The organism is Nocardia sp. CA-145437, assembly GCF_050956485.1.
GTDB lineage: Bacteria > Actinomycetota > Actinomycetes > Mycobacteriales > Mycobacteriaceae > Nocardia.
The window spans coordinates 5,400,645-5,419,146 of record NZ_CP191204.1 but is presented as its reverse complement, the minus strand read 5'-3'; the positions used below and the strand labels follow the sequence as shown (position 1 = coordinate 5,419,146).

The window sequence follows — 18,502 nt, the reverse complement described above, 5'->3', positions numbered from 1 at the left end:
TTGACCTCAACATATGTCGAGGTTCGATGCTGGATGCAGTGACGGCCGGTCGAAGCGGTCGTCGGAAGCGGCAGGGAGGCAACGAGATGCGTGCGGTGCAGGTCGAAGAGTTCGGCGGACCCGAGGTGCTGAAGGTCGGCGAGGTTCCCGACCCCGTCGCCGGGCCCGGCGAAGTGGTGGTGCGGGTCGCCGCCGCCGACGTCATGTTCCTGGACACGATGCTGCGCAGCGGCGCGGCGAGTGACTACTTCCCGGCCGAACCGCCGTTCGTCCCCGGCGGCGCGGTCACCGGCACCGTCGAGTCCGTCGGCCCGGACGTCGACGCCGCGTGGGTCGGCAAGCGGGTGGCCACCCCCACCGCGGCCAGCGGCGTCGGCGGCGGCCTGCCCATCGGCGGCTACGCCGAACGAGCCCTGGCCAAGGCCGACACCCTCGCGGCCATCCCCGCCGAGTTGAGTTTCGAGCAGGCCGCCGCCCTGGTCCACGACGGCCGCACCGTGCTCGCCATCGCCGACCGGGCCGCCATCGAACCGGGGCAGCGGGTGCTGGTCACCGCCGCCGCGGGCGGATTGGGCACGCTGCTGGTCCAATTGGCGCGCACCGCCGGAGCGCGGGTGATCGCCGCCGCCCGCGGCGAGGCGAAACTCGCGCTGGCGCAACGACTCGGCGCGCACGAGGTGATCGACTACTCCGAGCCCGGCTGGGCCGCGCGGGTGCGCGAACGCACCGGCGGCGTCGCGGTGGTCCTCGACGGCGCGGGCGGCGAGATCGGGCGCGCGGCACTGGCCGCCGTCGCGCCGGGCGGTCTGCTCATCGCCTACGGCAACGCCGCGGGTGGCTTCGCCGCGGTGGACGCGGAATCCGCTGCGGCCCAGGACGTCACCGTCGTGACGCTGTTCGAGCTCACCACCCCGGACACCGACTGGCTCGCGCTGCACCAGCGCGCGCACGCCGAAGTCGCCGCCGGGCGCCTGGAAGTCGTGATCGGCCAGACCTTCCCGCTCGACCAGGCGGCCGCAGCGCACACCGCCATCGGATCGCGTGCCGCACTGGGTCGCACCCTGCTCACGGTCTGACCGTCATCGGCGTGTCGTGAGCGTGCGCCCGGCGCCGCGGAGCAAGGTGACACCGGGTACAACGCGACACGGAGGTGGGCGATGGGCAGGCGGGCGGGTGTGGTCGAGATTGTGGCGACCGGAGTCGGACTGGCACTGGGCGTCTGCGCCGGCGGAGCCGCGAGCGCACAACCCGCGCTCGACCCCGGCGCCTTCGACCTGTCCCGCGTCCCGCCCCGCACCGCGCTCTCGGTGCGCACCCTGGTCCCCGGCGCGGGCTGGGGCACCGCCAACCAGCACGAGGAGCGCGCGGCCCTGTCCCTCGCCAAGCTCTACCTCGCCGACTACGCCCTCGAACACGGCGACGGCTCCGCCGAGGACCGCGACCTGAGCGAACGCATGATCCGCAAATCCGACGACGGCGCCGCCGACCGCATCGAGGCCAAATACGCGTACGCCATCGACGCCGAGGCCGCCGAGTACCACCTGCGCTCCACCCACAGCCACGGCGACTGGGAATTCTCGACCACCAGCACCGCCGACGTGGCCGACTTCCTCGCCGCCAAGATCCGCGACGAACCCGACAGCCCCATCCTGGCGTGGATGGAACAGCCCGCCGACCGAGCCGCCGACGGCACCCGCCAGGACTGGGGCACCGCTCGACTGCCGCTGGTGTACGGAACCAAGTGGGGCTGGGCCGATGTCGGCGACCCGGAGGTGTCGTCGGTCTCCTTCGGCCCGGGCTTCACGGTCGCCGCCCACACCTACGGCACCCCCGATCAGCAGACCGAGGACGTGCTCGCGGCGTGGTCGGCCTTGATGCCCGAGGTGAATCCCAAGCACTGACACCGGGACTCGGTGCTACCGCCCGCGCAGCTTGTCGGCCATGATGACCAGCCGTTCCGACAGGGGACCGGAGATCTCGTCCGGGGTCATGGCCGTGGGGTCGTCGCACCACACGAAGACGCCCGAGCCGATCAGTTGTGATCGGCTCGCGGCAGGCAGGGTGCTGAGGTCGACGAAGATGCCGGGATTCCACAGTTTCAGCAGGGCGGGCGGGGTGTTCAGGCCCGATGCGGGTCCGCCGGTGACGAAGTAGGTGGGGGTGAAACCGGCGTTGACCAAGCGGTTTCCATTCGCCGCGAGCTCGGCGGGGCCGCGGCCGGTGCGGATCCACGGCGCGGTGCCCGCGGACCAGTAGTCGATGATGATCGACGGGTCGAGGCCGAGTGCGCCTGGCCACTGGAGCCCGTCGTTCCAGACGATCGGCGTCTTGCCCGTCTCGGCCAGAATGCTTGACGCCCAGGTGATGTAGTCGCGCACCGCGTACGGGCTCAATTGCGGATAGCGATCGAAGTCGCTGACGTACTCGTCCGCGCCGAGGTGCCAGTACGGGCCGGGGAACAGCGGCAGGAATTCGCGCAGCAGATCACCCATGAGCTGATAGGCCGCCGGGTTGGACAGATCGATCTTGGTCTCGGGTCCGCCGAGCAGCGAATCCTGCTGGGCCTCGGCCGGTGTGGTGTGCGCCGGCACCAGCTGGAGTTCCGGATGATGGGCGAGGATCTGCCCCATGTGGCTGGGCATGTCGATCTCCGGCACCACCGTGATGCCGTAGCCCTCGGCGTAGGACACCAGCGCGCGGATCTCGTCCTTGGAATAGGTCTGCGCCGAGTTCACCTCCGGATGGGTGTCGCTGCGCAGCCGGAAGCCCTGATTGTCGGACAGGTGCAGATGCAGCGTGTTCATCCCCAGCGCCGACAGCTCCCGCACCCGCGCCTCGAGCCAGTCGATCGGGAAGTACTCGCGCCCGGTGTCGACCATGAGCTGACGCCACGGGTACTCGGTGGCAGCGACGGGCGCGGGCTGCGCCGCGGCCGGTGTCGCGGTGACCAGTCCGGCGGTGAGCATCGCGGCGATGACCGATCGCCGCTTCACGTTTCCCGTCATGGGTGTCGAGTGTCCTCTCGGTGCGGGTGATCGGGGTGTGATCGGGGCCACAGTGCGAGACCTTGCGTCCGGAACAGTTGTGAACACACAATGATTGTGTGCTTACAACTGTTGAGGGGCTCGACGCGCGGCGTAAGAAGATCATCCTGGTCACCTGCTGCCTGAGCCTGCTGATCTCGTCCATGGACGCGACCATCGTGAACGTCGCCATCCCGGCCATTCGCGACGATCTCGGCGCGCCGCTGTCGCGGTTGCAGTGGATCGTCGACGTGTACACGCTGACGCTGGCCAGCCTGCTCATGCTGTCGGGTGCGGCGGCGGACCGGTTCGGGCGCAAGCGGGTGTTCCGGATCGGGCTGCTCACCTTCGCTGCCGGATCGCTGTTGTGCAGCCTCGCGCCGAGCATCGAGATCCTGATCGGGGCGCGGTTCGTGCAGGCCATCGGCGGGTCCATGCTGAATCCCGTTGCCATGTCGATCATTACGACGACCTTCACCGGGCGCGTGGAGCGGGCGCGCGCGGTCGGGGTGTGGGGTGCGGTGGTCGGCATCTCGACGGCGCTGGGGCCCATGGTCGGCGGTGTGCTCATCGACAGTCTGGGCTGGCAGTCGGTGTTCTGGATCAATCTGCCCATCGTGGCGGTCGCGTTCGCGCTCACCACGATCTTCGTGCCGGAATCGAAGTCGGCCAATCCGCGCGGCATGGACCCGATCGGACAGCTGCTGGCCATCGTGGTGCTGTTCACGCTGGTGTTCGGGCTCATCGAAGCCGAGCCCGCGGTCTTCGTCATCGCGGCGGCCGCGCTGGCCGGATTCGTGTGGCACGAGTCGCGGCACCGGTCGCCGTTCATCGACCTGCGCTTCTTCCGCAGCTTCCCGTTCTCCTCGGCCACCGTCATCGCGGTCTGCTCGTTCGCCGGGCTCGGCGCGTTCCTGTTCAGCATGTCGATGTATCTACAAGGGACACGGCACTTCTCGGCCGTTCACACCGGACTGCTGTACCTGCCGATGGCGCTGGGCATGCTGTTCTTCTCGCCGCTGTCGGGACGACTGGTGGGCCGCTACGGCACCCGGCCGTCGCTGCTGGCCTCCGGTTCGCTGATGGGCGTGGCCGCGGTCCTGCTCACCCTGCTGCGCGCCGACACCCCGATCTGGCAGCTGATCGTCACCTTCGTGCTGTTCGGCATCGGATTCGGCATGGTCAACGCGCCCATCACCACCACCGCGGTCAGCGGGATGCCGCTCGATCGGGCCGGGGCGGCCGCGGCGGTGGCCTCCACCAGCCGCCAGGTCGGGGTGAGTCTCGGTGTGGCACTGTGTGGTGCGCTCACCGGCGCGGGATTGTGGTGGACCATCAGCGGATTCGCCGTGGCCGTCACCGCGCTCGGCGTCGCCGCCAATACCGACTGGGCGTACCGTTCGCGAGACCGGATCGCGCCCCTGCTGGAACAGAAGGTCCCCGTTCATGCCGGATGACACGCCCACCACCGACCAGGTCTGGCGGCAGCTCACCCACCTGGTGATGGACACCCGCGACGGCTGGAAACGCGCGGTGACCGAGCGAACCGGCATGCCGTTCAGCCGGATCCGGGTGCTGCGGCGACTGCGGCCCGGACCGCTCAGCGCCAAGGATCTGGCACGGGCGGCCGCCATGGACGCGCCCGCCACCACGGTGGTGGTCAACGACCTCGAGGAGCGCGGACTGGTGACCCGCGAGATCGACCCGACCAACCGGCGCAGCAAGCTGATCTCGCTCACCGACGCCGGCGAGCGGGTGGTGGCCGACGCGCTCGCCACACCCGACCCCGCGCCCGCGGAATTGGCCGACCTCACCCCGGCCGACCTGCGCACCCTCCACGAGATCCTGCGCAAACTCGAACACTGACTTACCTCTTCGTGATTCAACCGTTATCGTCGAGGCGTGCGACACCGACACTGGAAGTCCATGGCGGCACTCTGCGGCGCGCTGCTGCTCGCGGGCTGCGTGCAGAGCCAAGCCGTCCCGGTCTCGCAGTCGCGCCCGGCGCAGGACGCCCCCGCGAAAGCGGATCTGCCTGCCCTCCCGATCTTTCCGATCGCCAACCGGACCGTGGTGATCGATCCCGGCCACAATGGCGGCGGCGCTGCCCACGCCGATGAGATCAATGCCAAGGTGCCCGACGGGCGCGGCGGCATGAAGCCCTGCAACACCACCGGCACCAGCGGTGACGACGGCTACACCGAGCACGAATTCAATTGGGCGGTGGCCCAGCTGGTGCGCGATCAGCTCGCCGCCCGCGGCTTCCAGGTGATCATGAGCCGCGACAGTGACACCGGCGTCGGCCCCTGCGTGAACGACCGCGGCACCCTCGGCAATCGGGTCGGGGCGGCCGCCGTGGTGTCGATCCACGCCGACGGCGCGCCCGCCGGGGCGCACGGCTTCCACGTCGCCTACTCCTCGCCCGCCCTCAACGACGCTCAGTCCGGGCCGTCGGTGCAGCTGGCCACCCGGCTGCGCGACACCCTGTCCGGGGCGGGCTTCACGCCCTCGACCTACGTCGGCTCCGACGGCATGAACCCGCGGCCCGACCTGGCCGGGCTGAACTTCTCCGAGCGGCCGACGGCTCTGGTCGAATGCGGCAATATGCGGGATCCCGGCGATGCCGCCCTCATCGAATCCCCGGACGGCCGTGCCCGATTCGCGCGGGCCATCACCGACGCCATCGCGGCCTATCTCGGCTAGCACATTCCCCTGATCGACTCACGGCGCGGGCTCGGACCGTGCCCGGTTTGCCGTGAGTACATTCATCACGTCATTTCGGAAGATTTACGGGAAACCGGACCGCAGCGATCCGGGGAGGACTCCTTGACCACGACCGATGTACGGCCGCGCTCGCGCTTCGCGAACTGGCTACTGGAAGACGCGGGGGAGCACCACTCGCAGATCCAGGGCCCGATGGTGAAGAAGCCGCCCAAGGAGCATCAGCACTCCTGGTGGAAGGTGATGTGCCTGACCGGTGTCGACTACTTCTCGACACTCGGATATCAGCCGGGCATCGCCGCGCTGGCCGCGGGCGTGCTGTCCCCGCTCGCGACCATCGTGCTGGTCGCGCTGACCCTGCTGGGCGCACTACCGGTGTACCGGCGGGTGGCCACGGAGAGCCACGAGGGCGGCGGGTCCATCGCCATGTTCGCCAATTTCCTGCCCAACTGGTGGGGCAAGGTCTTCATCCTGGTGCTGCTGGGCTTCGCGGCCACCGACTTCACCATCACCATGACGCTGTCGGCCGCGGACGGCGCGGCGCACATCGTCGAGAACCCGTACGTGCCCGAGTGGCTGGCCGACCAGAACATGACCATCACCCTGGTCCTGCTGGCGCTGCTGGCGGCGGTGTTCCTCAAGGGGTTCAGCGAGGCCATCGGCATCGCGGTCGGACTGGTCGGCGTGTACCTGTCGCTGAACCTGGTGGTGGCCGTGGTCGGCATCGTCAAGGTGCTGGAGGCCCCGCATCTGGTGACCAACTGGACGCATCTGCTGACGGCCGAGCACGGCAATATCTTCGCGATGATCGGCGTCGCGCTGCTGGTGTTCCCGAAGCTGGCGCTGGGTCTGTCCGGCTTCGAGACCGGTGTCGCGGTCATGCCGCAGATCAAGGGCAATCCGGCCGACCCCAAGGACTTTCCGCGCAGCCGCATCATCGGCACCCGCAAGCTGCTGACCACGGCCGCGCTCATCATGAGCGGCTTCCTGATCGTCACCAGCTTCATCACCACCATCCTGATTCCGGAGCAGGAGTTCCAGGAGGGCGGGCAGGCCAACGGGCGAGCGCTCGCATATCTGGCGCATGAGCATCTGGGCAACGCGTTCGGCACCGTCTACGACATCAGCACCATCGCGATCCTGTGGTTCGCGGGCGCGTCGGCCATGGCGGGCCTGCTGAACCTGGTCCCGCGCTACCTCCCGCGCTTCGGTATGGCTCCCGAGTGGGCGCGTCAGATCCGGCCGCTGACCCTGGTTTTCGCGCTCATCGCCTTCGGGATCACCTGGTACTTCGATGCCAGCGTGGACCAGCAGGGCGCCGCGTACGCGACCGGTGTGCTGGTGCTGATCACCTCCGCGGCGGTGGCGGTGTCCATTTCGGCCTGGCGCAAGCAGCAGTATTCGCGGGTGCTGGGCTTCGGGCTGGTGTCGCTGATCTTCGTCTACACCACCATCGACAACATCATCGAGAAGCCGGAAGGTCTGCACCTCGCGATCCTGTTCGTGCTGGCGACCCTGGTGGTGTCGTTCGCCTCGCGCATCCGCCGGGCGTTCGAGCTGCGGGCCGTCGAGGTGATCTTCGACGAGAAGGCCTGCGCGGTGATCGACCAGCTGGCCGAGCGCGGCGAGATCCGCATCGTCACCCACGACATCACCGACGGGCGCTCGCCGCAGGAGTACGCGGAGAAGGAAGCCGACCAGCGCCGGGAGAGCCACATTCCCGACAGTGAGCCCATCCTCTTCCTCGAGGTCATCGTGAAGGACCCCTCGGAGTTCAGCACCACGCTGCACGTGACCGAGGTGGATGTGGAGGACTATCACATCCTCACCGTCGAGGCCGCGGCCGTGCCGAACTGCATCGCGTCCATCCTGATCGCCATCCGGGACCGGACCGGGGAGTGCCCGCACGTCTACTTCGAATGGACCGAGGGGAACCCGCTCGTCAATCTGGTGCGGTTCATGTTCTTCGGTGAGGGCGAGGTCGCGCCGGTGACCCGGGAGATCCTGCGCCGGGCCATCCCGCGCCGGTCGCAGCGCCCGCACGTGCACGTCGATAGCTGATCGGGGCCGAAAAATCTAGGTGTAACTCCTGGTTTCATACATAGGTAGAATGTTGCTACGCTCACGCAGCAAATCGCTACGAGACCAGGAGTACCGATGAAGCTACTTCCGAAGCTGGGCCGCCGAGAGGTGACCGAACCCGGAGAGGTAGCCCTGCACGCCCGCAATGTCCGGTTCGATTGGTCGCAGACCGAACCGGTCTGGATGAAGCAGGAACCGATCGCCTCGCACGTCCTCAATGCCCTGAGCATGCTGCTGCCCGAAGGCGAGCGCATGTTCCTGGTGACCTTCGGCGAAGCCCTCGAACTGGTCAAGGACGAGAAGCTGCGCGAGGCCATGATCGGGTTCATCGGCCAGGAGTCCATGCACGCCGAGAGCCACCATGGGGCCCTCGAAGAGGTGCTGGCCGCCCACGGCATCGATGTCGAGCCGTACGTGCGACAGGCCGAGTTCCTGTTCCGCAAGACGCTGGGCCCGCGCCGGCTCGGCACCACGGCCGCCCAGCAGCAACAGCTCGTCGAGCGGCTCGGTGTCATCGCCGCGCTCGAGCACTTCTTCGCCTTCCTCGGCGACTGGGTGATCAACGCCGACCTCGAGCAGTTCGACGCCGACCCGCAGATGCTGGACCTGTTCCGCTGGCACGGGGCCGAAGAGGTCGAGCACCGCATGGTCGCCCACGACGTGGCCGAGTACTTCGAGATCGGCTACGTGCGCCGCGGAGCGCTCATGCTGATCGTGTTCCCGATCTTCATCGCGCTGCTGCTGCGCGGCACCAAGTACCTGGTGCACGCCGACCCCACGCTGCCCAACCACCGCTATCCGATGCTGGTCGCCCGGATCTTCGCGGGCATGTGGCGCGGCTCGGTGCCCGGCATCCCGTCGCTGCTGATCAGCGCGCTGTCCACCTTCAAGCCCGGCTACAGCCCCGAAGGCGTCGGGTCCACCGCGCAGGCCGTGGCCTATCTGGCGCAGTCCCCGGCAGCGCGTGTGATGGCATCGTGAGCGCGGCTATCCGGCCCGTCCCCGTCACACCACCACAGGACCTGTTCGGCAAGGGGCGCGCCGACCGCACCACCCGGGTCCTGGACTTCATCGCCGAGAGTCGTTTGCGCTGGAGCACTTTCGTCAACCGGTACGAACCCGATGTGCGGGTCGACGCCTGGCGGATTCCGCTGGTCGTCGTCGAACGCCGCGTCGAGGCGCACGACACCGACGTGATCAGCCTGCTGATGACCGCCCCCGACGGGCGGGAACTGCCCGCCTGGCGGCCCGGCGCGCACCTGGATCTGGAACTGCCCTCGGGCAAGGTGCGGCAGTACTCGCTGTGCGGGGACCCCGCCGACCGGCACGCGTATCGCGTTGCGGTGCGGCGCATTCCGGACGGCAACGGCGGCTCCCTCGAGGTGCACGACGAGGTGCGGGTCGGCACCACGATCACCGTGCGCGGGCCGCGCAACGCCTTCCCGTTCGTACTGCCCGGCTACGGATCCTCCGCCGCGCGAGTGCATTTCGTGGCGGGCGGCATCGGGATCACGCCGATCCTGCCGATGATCCGGATGGCCGATCGGCTCGGCGTCGACTGGACCATGGTGTATGCCGGGCGGTCCCGCGACACCATTCCGTTCTTGTCCGAGGTGGAGTCGTTCGGGTCGCGGGTCACCGTGCGCACCGATGATGAGCACGGCATCCCCACCGCCGCGGACCTGCTGCCCGGCGTCGGTCCCGACACCTCCGTCTACTGCTGCGGACCGGTCGTCATGACCCAGGTCATCGCCGACACCGTGCGTGGCATGCCCGGCGTGGAACTGTATTCCGAACGGTTCTCGCCGCCGCCGGTGGTGAACGGCACCGCCTTCCAGGTGGAACTGGCCCGCACCGGCGAGGTGCTCGACGTGCCCGCCGACAAGTCGGTGCTCGAGGAAGTGCTCAAAGCCCGTCCGGACAGCTCGTACTCGTGCCGCCAGGGCTTCTGCCGCACCTGCGTGGTGCGGGTGCGCTCCGGCGAGGTCGACCACCGCGACACCGTGCTCACCGACGCCGAGCGCGCGGCCGGCGACATGCTCATCTGTGTATCCCGTTGCGGCGGGGACCGTTTGGTGCTGGACCTCTAGCACCGTCTCAACGAGGAGAAGATCGTGACCGAAGCCACCGTCGTCCCCGCCGCCGAGCGCCTGGTGCGCTCGGGCGAATTCGATATCGCCGTCTACGAATACGGTGAGCCGTCCGCCGCTGGGACAGTGAAAGAAACCATTGTGCTGGTGCACGGTTGGCCCGACGACAACCACCTGTGGGACCGGGTCGTGCCGCTGCTCGCCGACCGCTTCCACGTCGTCACCTACGACACCCGCGGCCACGGCCGCTCCACCCGCACCGACCGCACCGAGGACTTCCGGCTCGAACACTTCGCGGCCGACTTCTTCGCCGTCGCCGACGCGGTGAGTCCCGATGCGCCCGTGCACATCCTGGCCCACGACTGGGGTTCGGTGCAGATGTGGGAGGCCGTGTGCGAGCCGCAGGCGGTCGGCCGGGTCGCGTCCTTCACCTCGGTGTCCGGGCCCAACCTCGACCACCTGGGCGCGTGGGTGCGCTCGCGCATGTCGCAGGGCAAGGTGTGGGGTCCGTTCACCCAGCTGCTGTCCTCGCTGTACACCGGTCTGTTCATGACGCCGGGCGTGCCGCGGGTGGTGCTCAAGCCGCTGGGCACCGAGAAGATGTGGTCGCGCTTCGTCGGCCTGATGAACCAGACCTCGCCGGAGAACATCAAGCTGGGACCGGAATTCCGGCGCGACTTCTTCGACGGCATGCGCATCTACCGCGCCAATATCCTGCAGCGCCTGGGTGATCCGCGCGAACGCCGCACCGAGGTGCCGGTGCAGCTGGTCATCGCGCGCCGCGATGTGGCGGTGCGGCCCGCGGGCTACGCCGACACCAAGGAGTACGCGCCCAACCTGTACCGCCGCGAGGTCGGCGGCGGGCACTGGCTGCCGTTCTCGCACCCCGAACTGCTGGCCACCTCCACCATCGAGCTCATCGACTCGCTCCGCACCGGGGACACGCCGCGCACGCTGCGCCGGGCCGAGGTCGGTTCGGAGCAGCGGCCTTTCGACCACCAGCTGCTGGTGATCACCGGCGGCGGCAGCGGCATCGGCCGCGAGACCGCCCTCGCCTTCGCGCGCAAGGGCGCCGAGGTCGTGCTGTCCGACATCAACCTGGACTCCGCCAAGGAGACCGCGGACCTCATCGCCGGGATCGGCGGTGTCGCGCACGCCTACCAGCTCGACGTGTCCGACGCCGAAGCGGTCGCCGAGCACGCGAACGCGGTCATCGCCGCGCACGGCGTGCCCGACATCCTGATCAACAACGCCGGCATCGGCGCCGCGGGCGACTTCTTCGACACCTCCGCGGCCGAATTCAACCGGGTGCTCGACATCAACCTGCACGGTGTCATCAACGGCTGCCGCGCCTTCGGCAAGGCCATGGCCGACCGCGGCCTCGGCGGCAATATCGTCAACCTCTCGTCGATGGCCGCGTACACCCCGCAGCGTGGCTTCGCGGCCTACTCGACCTCCAAGTCCGCGGTCTTCATGTTCTCCGACTGCCTGCGCGCCGAACTGGCGGGCCAGGGGATCGGTGTGCAGACCATCTGCCCGGGCATCGTGCACACCAATATCGTTGCCAACACCCGCTTCTCGGGCGTCTCCGCCGAGGAGGAAGCCGCCAAGCAGCAGCGCTACGACAAGCTGTACGCGGCCCGTCGCTACGGCCCCGAGAAGGTCGCCGACCAGATCGTCAAGGCCGTCGAGAACGGTCGCGACGTGGTGCCGGTGACGCCGGAGGCGTGGCTGCAGTACCGCTTCAACCGCTTCGCCCCCGCCGTCGCCCGCTTCTTCGCGGCGCGCGTGAAGCTGACATAGGGAGTACCCGCCGTCGAGGGGCTCGCATCAGTGATGAGCCCCTCGGCAAATGCGCTTGTCGCACCGGCCCCTCCCCGCGTAGCTTTCGCCTCAGCCTCGCAGCCACAGGGGCGGCGGGACGGGGGAGGAGGCCGACGATGTTCGCTGTCGGATTCATTGTTGTCTTCATCGTGTTCACGCTGGTCGTCGTGGCGGTGGTCACCAACCGAGGTGAACGCGATCGAGCACGTGGAAGACGCGACAGGCGCTGGGGAGTCGGGAGCAGCGGCCACGGGCACCACGGGAGCAGCGGCCACGATCACCACGGCGGCACCGGCCACGGCCACCACGGTTGCGGCGGCGGGCACAGCGGCTGCGGCGGCGGACACAGCGGCTGCGGCGGTGGCAGCAGCTCCAGCAGCAGCTGTGGCGGCGGTGGTTGCGGCGGAGGCGGCAACTAGCCCGCCCGCAACTCCGCCTCGATCGAGTGGACCCGCTCGGTGGGGATTCCCCACGGATGGTCCACTCCCACAACGCTGTCCAGGTTCCACAGCACGCATTCCTCGCCCGGTCGCGCCACGAACGACCACGCGACGACGGTGCGTCCCAACTGCTCCGCCATCGGGTCCCCGGACCCCGTGCCCTCCCCGTCCGGGAAGTGGTGCAGGAATCGTCCGTACGCGTCATCACACAGGCGCGCATACCGTTTCGTGCACAGGATGAGCCCGTGCCACGCCTCGTCCACCGCGTGCGACGGCATCCCGATCACCCGATCGTCGCGCATGGCCGCCCCGCAGCACCGCAACCACTGCCGCAATCCGGTCTCCACCAGCTCCCGGGGCTGCCACGGGCAGGTCTTGAATACCGCCTCCGGAATCTCCAGCGCGTCGACCACCCGATTGACCTGTTCGATGCTCGGACGCCGAGAACGGTTCAGCAACATGGCTACACGCTACGTCGAATCCGGTGACAGGGCAGGGCCTGATAAATAGGTTGGTCGAAGCGATTCCCCGAGCGTATTTTTCGGCTATATCTCGCGGTCACGGCTGCCGCGAGACGGGGGAGGAGGCCGGCGATGATCGGCATCATAATTTCCGTGATCCTGTGTATCGGCTTCGTGAGCGCGCTGAGTTACGGGCTCATAGAGGGCATCCGGTCCGATCTCGAGGTGAAGCGCCGGAGGGAGAGGTGGCGTGCTGGGGGAGGCTGGGCCGGTGGCTCGGCCTACAGCGGCGGTTCCGTCAACAGCAGCGGCGGTGTGATCAACTGCGGCGCGGGCGGGGACCCCGGTAGCGGCGGTGGCTGCGGCGGCGGGCACAGCGGCTGCGGCGGTGGCAGCGGCTGCGGCGGCGGAGGTTGCGGCGGTGGCGGCGGCGGAGGGGGTTGCGGCGGCGGTGGTGGCGGCGGGTGCGGTGGCGGCGGCGGTTAGCCACGCGTCCACCGCCCGATCGACTGGATCGAGCAGTGGACGCGGGAGCCGGTTCGGCGGCATCGGGTGACGCCGCGTTGGCTCACCGCGGGTCGGCTACGGGTTCGCTCTCCTCGCCGCGAGTGGCGTAGATGCTGGTGAGGGTGACCGTCGTCAGCACCACCACGATCACCACCAGCGAGGCGGCGGTGGGGATGGTCGGAACGCCGCTCCAGATGCCGTGGGCCCAGTGCAGGACCAGCTTCACGCCGATGAAGGCGAGGATGGCGGCCAGACCGTAGGCCAGGTGCACCAGGCGGGACAGGGCGGCGTGCAGGACGAAATACAGTGCGCGCAAGCCGAGTAGCGCGAAGGCGTTGGTGGCGAAGACCAGGAACGGGTCGCCGGTGACGCCGTACACCGCGGGGACCGAGTCGACGGCGAAGACGATGTCGGTGGCCATGACGGCGGCCACGACCAGAACGAGCGGGGTCAGGACGCGGCGGAACCGGCCGGGCCGGTCCGGGTCGGCTTCCTGCACCGTCATCTTGGTGCCGCGGTAGTCGTCGGTGACCGGCCAGATGCGGCGCAGCAGCTGCACCGACCTCATGTTGGCGACGTCCAGTTCCTGCTCGTGTCCGCCGGCCGCGTCGGCCAGCAGCTTCAGCGCGGTGACCAGCAGGATCAGGCCGAACAGCAGGAACGCCCAGTCCAGGGTGGCCAGGGCGGCCGCGCCCAGGGCGATGAAGATGCCGCGCAACACCAGCGCGCCCGCGATGCCGTACAGCAGCACCCGCTGCGCCAGCGCCGCCGGGACCGCGAACGCCGACAGCAGCAGCATGAAGATGAACAGGTTGTCCACCGACAGTGACTTCTCCAGCAGGTAGCCGGTGAAGAACTCGACCGCGGGGGTGCCGCCGTTGTTGAACCACAGGAACACGCCGAAGGCGACCGGCAGAGCGATGTAGAAGGCCGTCCAGCCGATGGCCTCCCGCATGGACACCTCGTGCGGGCGGCGGGTGAGCGTGAAATCGAGAATCAGCAGCGCCAGCACCGCGGCGATCGTTCCACCCCACAACCAGGGGGTTCCGATGCTGTCGATGACGGGGGTAGCGGCTAGGAGAGTGGGGGTAGCACTCATGGGACCTCCTCGGACATGGCAAACCAGCCGAGGTCTCCTTCACCCGCGGATACCGTGGGCAACCACCCGGGGGACGCGACGGCGCGGCCCGTACTGACCGGAATGGTTCGTGGGAAGTACTCCCCTCTGCCCAGCAGGGTAGCCGACCCTTAGCGGGTCGGTCTACCTGCTCCGCGTTTCAGCGCGGTGTGAGCACCACCACCGCGATCGGCCGCGATGTCATGGTCTGATACTGCGTATAGCGGCCCTTGTTCACCTTGTCGGCCAGCTGGAACCGGCGCGCGTAGTCCGGATTGTTCGGATAGATGGCGGTGGCCGTGACCGGAATCCGCGAGGTCCCGATCTGGATCACACACTCCGGCCGGGCCTTCACATTCGCCAGCCAGCCCGGCGGCCGCGGCGACCCGCCGTTGGAAGCCGTCACCAGATAGTTCTTGCCGTCCGTGGCATAGGTCAGCGCATTCGTGCGCTCCTGACCGGTCTTCCGCCCCACCGTCCGCAGCAGCAGCGTCGGATTCCCGAACAGCAACTTGTGCCCGATCGCCCCGTGGCTGTTCTCGTAGATCCACTGATGCGCCTTCAGCACGTTCCCGAACAGACTCGACATCCTGTGCCTCCCTGTCGTTGGTGGTCGCCTCAGATTAACGCTTCACGATCAGGTCACGATTCTGTGGATACGTTCTGGCAGCCGGCTTCTACCGGGACACGAAAATCGCACGACAACAAAAGGATTCACCCCATGACCACAGCCCTCGCCACACCGATCAAACCCCGCAACCCCGTGCTGGTGTGGCTGGTCTGGCCGCTGTTGACCCTCGGCATCTACTTCCTGGTCTGGTACTACAAGATCCACAAGGAGATGGCCGAACTCCGCCGCGACCCCGAAGCCCCCGTCGCCGGCCCCCTCCTGGTGATGATCCTGCTCTCCTGGACCGGCATCGCCGCCCTGATCAGCTTCTGGCGCACCGGCACCCGCATCAGCCAGTCCCAGCAAGCCGCAGGCCTCGAACCCACCTGCAACCCCCTCCTCGGCTTCCTGCTCAACTTCGTCTTCGGCCTCGGCATCCTCTACTACCAACTCGAACTCAACAAGATCGCCGACGGCCCCACCGCCGCCTGATAGGTCCGACTGGGCATCGCCCCCACCGAAGCGGTAGCATCTCGCGGAGCCCGCGGTGATCTGCAGCGGTCTGGGGCGGTAGCTCAGTCGGTTAGAGCCGTGGACTCATAATCCATTGGTCGCGGGTTCGAGCCCCGCCCGCCCCACTTACCCCCTCTGAGCAGGGGGTTTTGCTGTTTCTGGAGAGGTTTCGACCTAGAACAGAGCTCTTCCATGAAATAGATTGCGGGCGTGCCATCGCACCCTGGGGAGCGCTTCGCTGGACTTCGCCGATTACCTTCTCTCCGAGGCACTTCCGATCGAAGCGTCCGACCTCACCCGCGACCATATCGGCGGATACATCGAGACGTTGCTGTCGCGAACGAACGCGCGAGCCGTGTGGCCTACCGCAGCATTCGGACACCCAAGATCATGGCTATGGCGAAAGGTCCGCCACTCGAACCACTCGAAAGCACTGGTAGGGGTGCGGATTGCGCCGTGCCGGTCGGCGGGTTGCGCGTGATCCATTGAGCCCGGTCTGTTTTCCGGCAGTGTATTTATAGGCGGGTATCGGCTCGTCGGCAGGAATTCCCTGATCGACACGCCTTATCGCCGCACTGCTCCTCAGCCTGATGTCTCCGATAGGCTCTATTGCCAGCCAACAGCGGTGTTCCTGTGATATCGGACTTTGGAAGAAGCGCTAGCGCACATCTTCGAGAAAGGATCCAGGTTTGCGGCGTCTACTAATCGTCGCCGCGGCGGGCACGGCCGTGGCAACCCTGGGCGTGTGGGTCTGGGGTACCAACCTGGGCCGAGCCCAGCCGCTCGGCTCGGAGGTAACCGGTTCGGGAGTTCATCTGACGGCATCCGTCGACAGCGTCGGGGTGAATCTGCCCGGTAACCGGACTCCGAATTTCCTCATGACGTTCGCGCATGCCGCGCAGCTGTCCGGCGATTACTCGGTCAATGTGGAGGGTGGCCCGATCACGTCCGGTCAGGCCGTCGCAGGGTTCATCCTGGGCTGCGGGATCGCTGTGGCCGGCGGCTTCACCGTCGGAGTTGAGCCCAATCAAGGCTTGGTCGGCGCCCTTGCCCCGACAGTGATCCCTGCGAGCCCTGTCAGCGCGCCGATCGCGACGGCCACTCCCGTGCCGACTACGTCCATCGCTTCCGTCATCACCCCCAGCGCCATCCCACCCAGTACCCGCCCGGTCGGCTTCGCCATAACCACTACCGGCCCAGCCGCTGCCCCAACCACCACGACGACCCCTACAACCACGACAACCACGACCACTACGACCACCACGACCACCACCACCACCCCAACCACGACCACTGCCACCCCAACCAGTGCCAGTCCACCCAGCATCGACCTCGGACCCAGTGTCGGTGGAGTACTGGGTCTGATAGAGGTCTTGACGGCCACGTTGGGGCCCGGCCAGGTCACCGTCGCGACAACGGCGACGTCGGCCCTGGACGACACCACCGTGTTCCCGTACCGCATCTCTTTCGACAACGCCGCGTTGAATGTCGCCCAATGCGCCTCGCCGGTGTCGGCCGTCCCCTTCGTTACGGCCACGGTGGGTACCGTGCGGGGGGTTGTACAGACCACCGCCTACGGCGATCAGTTCACCTTCTGAGGCCCGGAGCCGCTTCGAGAAGGGTTGGGGGTCAGCGAATCCGGAACACCGGTCCGCGGGGGCGGAACGGCAGCGCAGCGCCGGCGTACCTACCGGAAGATTTTGCCGGGGTTGAGAATCCCGTCGGGGTCCAGCGCGGTCTTGACCGCACGGTGCATGTCGAGGACCGCGGGGGACAGCTCCTGCCGGAGGCCGGGCATCTTCAACAGCCCAACGCCGTGCTCGCCGGTGACCGTGCCGCCGAATTCCAGCCCCGCCGTGATGATGTCGTCGAACGCAGCCTGCGCGCGGATGCGCTGCGCGTCGTCGTCGGGCGGGACGATCAGCAGCGGGTGCAGGTTGCCGTCGCCGGCATGCGCTATGTTCGCGATGACCACCTCATGCGCGTCGCCGATCTGTTCGATCCTCGCCAGCATGTCCGGCACATGCTTTTTCGGTACGCAGATGTCCTCGGTCAGCACCGGGCCGAGGCGCTCCATCGCCGGGTAGGCGAGGCGTCGCGCTGCGAACAACGCGTCGGCCTCGGTCTGATCGGTGGACGCCGCCGCCCACGTCGCCCCGCCCTCGGTGAAGGACCGCACCATCCGTTCGGCCTCGTCGTCACCGACGGCGCCGGGGGTGTCGATGCGGCCGAGCAGCACCACGTTCGCCTCGGCCGAGATGCCCATCTGCTTCCAGTCATCGACGGCCTGCAGGCACCTTTTGTCGACGAGCTCCAGCGCGGACGGCGTCAATCCCGCGTCGGCGACGGCCCGGATGGCCTTTCCGGCGTCGACCAGGGAGTCGAAGTAGCCGGCGATCGTCCGCTGCTGTTGCTGTAGCGGACGCAGCTTCACGGTGATCTCCGTGATGATGCCGAGCGTGCCCTCGGATCCGACCATCAGCCCGGCGAGGTCATATCCGGCAACGCCTTTCGCGGTCTGCCGACCCAACCGAACCAGCTCGCCGGTACCGGTGACGACCTCGACACCGAGGACATAGTCGCGGGTGACGCCGTATTTGACGCAGCAGATGCCGCCGGCGTTGGTCGCGACGTTGCCGCCGATGGTCGACCACGGCGAACTGGCCGGATCCGGCGGATACCAGAGCCCCTCGGTGGCGCACTCCGCCCGCAGGTCATCGTTGACGACGCCCGGCTCGACGACCGCGATCCGCTCGAGCCGGTCGATCCGCTTGACCGCCGTCATCTGCTCCAGCGACACGATCACGCATCCCGGCACGGCGTTGGCGCCGCCCGAGAGTCCGGTTCCCGCACCGCGGGGTACGACGGGGATGCCGTGCCGCCGGCAGTGCCGCACCAGCGCCTGGACCTCGGCCGCCGATCGGGCGCGCAGCACCGCGAGGGCATCGTGGTAGGGCGCCCACGCTGCCTCGTCGTGCTGGTATCGGTCGACGATGTCGGGGTCGGTGACGAAGCGATCCCTCGGGATCTCGTCGCCCAGAGCGGCGATCAGATCCGGCCCATCGACGGCTGCGCTCATGCCAGCACCATAGGCCGCACAGGACATCCGTTCCG

General features: G+C 68.1%; 16 protein-coding genes and 1 tRNA gene. 12 read left to right on the top strand and 5 right to left on the bottom strand.

The features are described from left to right. The first annotated feature begins 86 nt into the window (after positions 1 to 86). Positions 87 to 1,076, top strand: coding sequence for a zinc-binding dehydrogenase (locus ACQPYY_RS25255; RefSeq protein ID WP_433591240.1), 990 nt, complete (start codon positions 87 to 89; stop codon positions 1,074 to 1,076). An 81-nt stretch (positions 1,077 to 1,157) separates the two neighbouring features. After that, the gene (locus ACQPYY_RS25250) at positions 1,158 to 1,901 is read left to right on the top strand and encodes a hypothetical protein (protein ID WP_433591239.1); all 744 of its coding nucleotides are present in this window, start codon (positions 1,158 to 1,160) and stop codon (positions 1,899 to 1,901) included. A 15-nt stretch (positions 1,902 to 1,916) separates the two neighbouring features. Here the strand turns inward: ACQPYY_RS25250 and ACQPYY_RS25245 are convergent, their stop codons facing one another. Continuing rightward, a complete protein-coding gene (locus ACQPYY_RS25245; RefSeq protein ID WP_433591238.1) occupies positions 1,917 to 3,005 on the bottom strand; it encodes a family 20 glycosylhydrolase in 1,089 nt (362 codons plus the stop codon). Between the two features lie 98 nt (positions 3,006 to 3,103). Between ACQPYY_RS25245 and ACQPYY_RS25240 the strand changes: the two genes are divergently transcribed. The 7 genes from ACQPYY_RS25240 to ACQPYY_RS25210 all read left to right on the top strand — a co-directional run bounded on the left by ACQPYY_RS25240 (position 3,104) and on the right by ACQPYY_RS25210 (position 11,719). Beyond that, positions 3,104 to 4,480, top strand: a complete 1,377-nt coding sequence (locus ACQPYY_RS25240) for an MFS transporter (protein ID WP_433591237.1) — start codon at positions 3,104 to 3,106, stop codon at positions 4,478 to 4,480. Further along, complete coding sequence (locus ACQPYY_RS25235; protein WP_433591236.1) at positions 4,470 to 4,889, top strand: MarR family winged helix-turn-helix transcriptional regulator; 420 nt, start codon at positions 4,470 to 4,472, stop codon at positions 4,887 to 4,889. Before ACQPYY_RS25240 ends, ACQPYY_RS25235 begins: the two co-directional genes overlap by 11 nt. A 36-nt stretch (positions 4,890 to 4,925) precedes the next feature. Beyond that, positions 4,926 to 5,726: an N-acetylmuramoyl-L-alanine amidase gene (locus ACQPYY_RS25230; RefSeq protein ID WP_433591235.1), complete on the top strand. Its 801-nt coding sequence runs from the start codon at positions 4,926 to 4,928 to the stop codon at positions 5,724 to 5,726. A 123-nt stretch (positions 5,727 to 5,849) separates the two neighbouring features. Next, a complete protein-coding gene (locus tag ACQPYY_RS25225; protein WP_433591234.1) occupies positions 5,850 to 7,805 on the top strand; it encodes an amino acid transporter in 1,956 nt (651 codons plus the stop codon). A 96-nt stretch (positions 7,806 to 7,901) separates the two neighbouring features. Continuing rightward, on the top strand, positions 7,902 to 8,807 hold the full coding sequence (locus ACQPYY_RS25220; protein ID WP_379095069.1) for a metal-dependent hydrolase: 906 nt from the start codon (positions 7,902 to 7,904) through the stop codon (positions 8,805 to 8,807). Further along, positions 8,804 to 9,916 (top strand): PDR/VanB family oxidoreductase, encoded by a 1,113-nt coding sequence (locus tag ACQPYY_RS25215; protein WP_433591233.1) that lies wholly within the window; start codon positions 8,804 to 8,806, stop codon positions 9,914 to 9,916. Before ACQPYY_RS25220 ends, ACQPYY_RS25215 begins: the two co-directional genes overlap by 4 nt. Before the next feature lie 24 nt (positions 9,917 to 9,940). Next, positions 9,941 to 11,719 (top strand): SDR family oxidoreductase, encoded by a 1,779-nt coding sequence (locus ACQPYY_RS25210; RefSeq protein WP_433591232.1) that lies wholly within the window; start codon positions 9,941 to 9,943, stop codon positions 11,717 to 11,719. Between the two features lie 436 nt (positions 11,720 to 12,155). Here ACQPYY_RS25210 and ACQPYY_RS25205 read toward each other — a convergent pair whose 3' ends face one another. The 3 genes from ACQPYY_RS25205 to ACQPYY_RS25195 all read right to left on the bottom strand — a co-directional run bounded on the left by ACQPYY_RS25205 (position 12,156) and on the right by ACQPYY_RS25195 (position 14,854). Beyond that, complete coding sequence (locus ACQPYY_RS25205; protein ID WP_379095080.1) at positions 12,156 to 12,641, bottom strand: hypothetical protein; 486 nt, start codon at positions 12,639 to 12,641, stop codon at positions 12,156 to 12,158. Positions 12,642 to 13,209: 568 nt separating this feature from the next. Further along, positions 13,210 to 14,247, bottom strand: a complete 1,038-nt coding sequence (locus ACQPYY_RS25200; protein ID WP_433591231.1) for a TerC/Alx family metal homeostasis membrane protein — start codon at positions 14,245 to 14,247, stop codon at positions 13,210 to 13,212. A gap of 178 nt (positions 14,248 to 14,425) precedes the next feature. Continuing rightward, a complete protein-coding gene (locus ACQPYY_RS25195; RefSeq protein WP_433591230.1) occupies positions 14,426 to 14,854 on the bottom strand; it encodes a nitroreductase/quinone reductase family protein in 429 nt (142 codons plus the stop codon). 132 nt (positions 14,855 to 14,986) lie between these two features. Here ACQPYY_RS25195 and ACQPYY_RS25190 point away from each other — a divergent pair, with 132 nt between their 5' ends. From ACQPYY_RS25190 to ACQPYY_RS25180, 3 genes are all read left to right on the top strand, one after another. Then, positions 14,987 to 15,367, top strand: coding sequence for a DUF4234 domain-containing protein (locus ACQPYY_RS25190; protein ID WP_379095088.1), 381 nt, complete (start codon positions 14,987 to 14,989; stop codon positions 15,365 to 15,367). A gap of 72 nt (positions 15,368 to 15,439) precedes the next feature. Further along, positions 15,440 to 15,513 (top strand) — tRNA-Ile (locus ACQPYY_RS25185). 753 nt (positions 15,514 to 16,266) lie between these two features. Further along, complete coding sequence (locus ACQPYY_RS25180) at positions 16,267 to 16,986, top strand: MspA family porin (protein ID WP_433594728.1); 720 nt, start codon at positions 16,267 to 16,269, stop codon at positions 16,984 to 16,986. Positions 16,987 to 17,075: 89 nt separating this feature from the next. Here ACQPYY_RS25180 and ACQPYY_RS25175 read toward each other — a convergent pair whose 3' ends face one another. Continuing rightward, complete coding sequence (locus tag ACQPYY_RS25175; RefSeq protein ID WP_433591229.1) at positions 17,076 to 18,467, bottom strand: FAD-binding oxidoreductase; 1,392 nt, start codon at positions 18,465 to 18,467, stop codon at positions 17,076 to 17,078. Between the last annotated feature and the right edge of the window lie 35 nt (positions 18,468 to 18,502).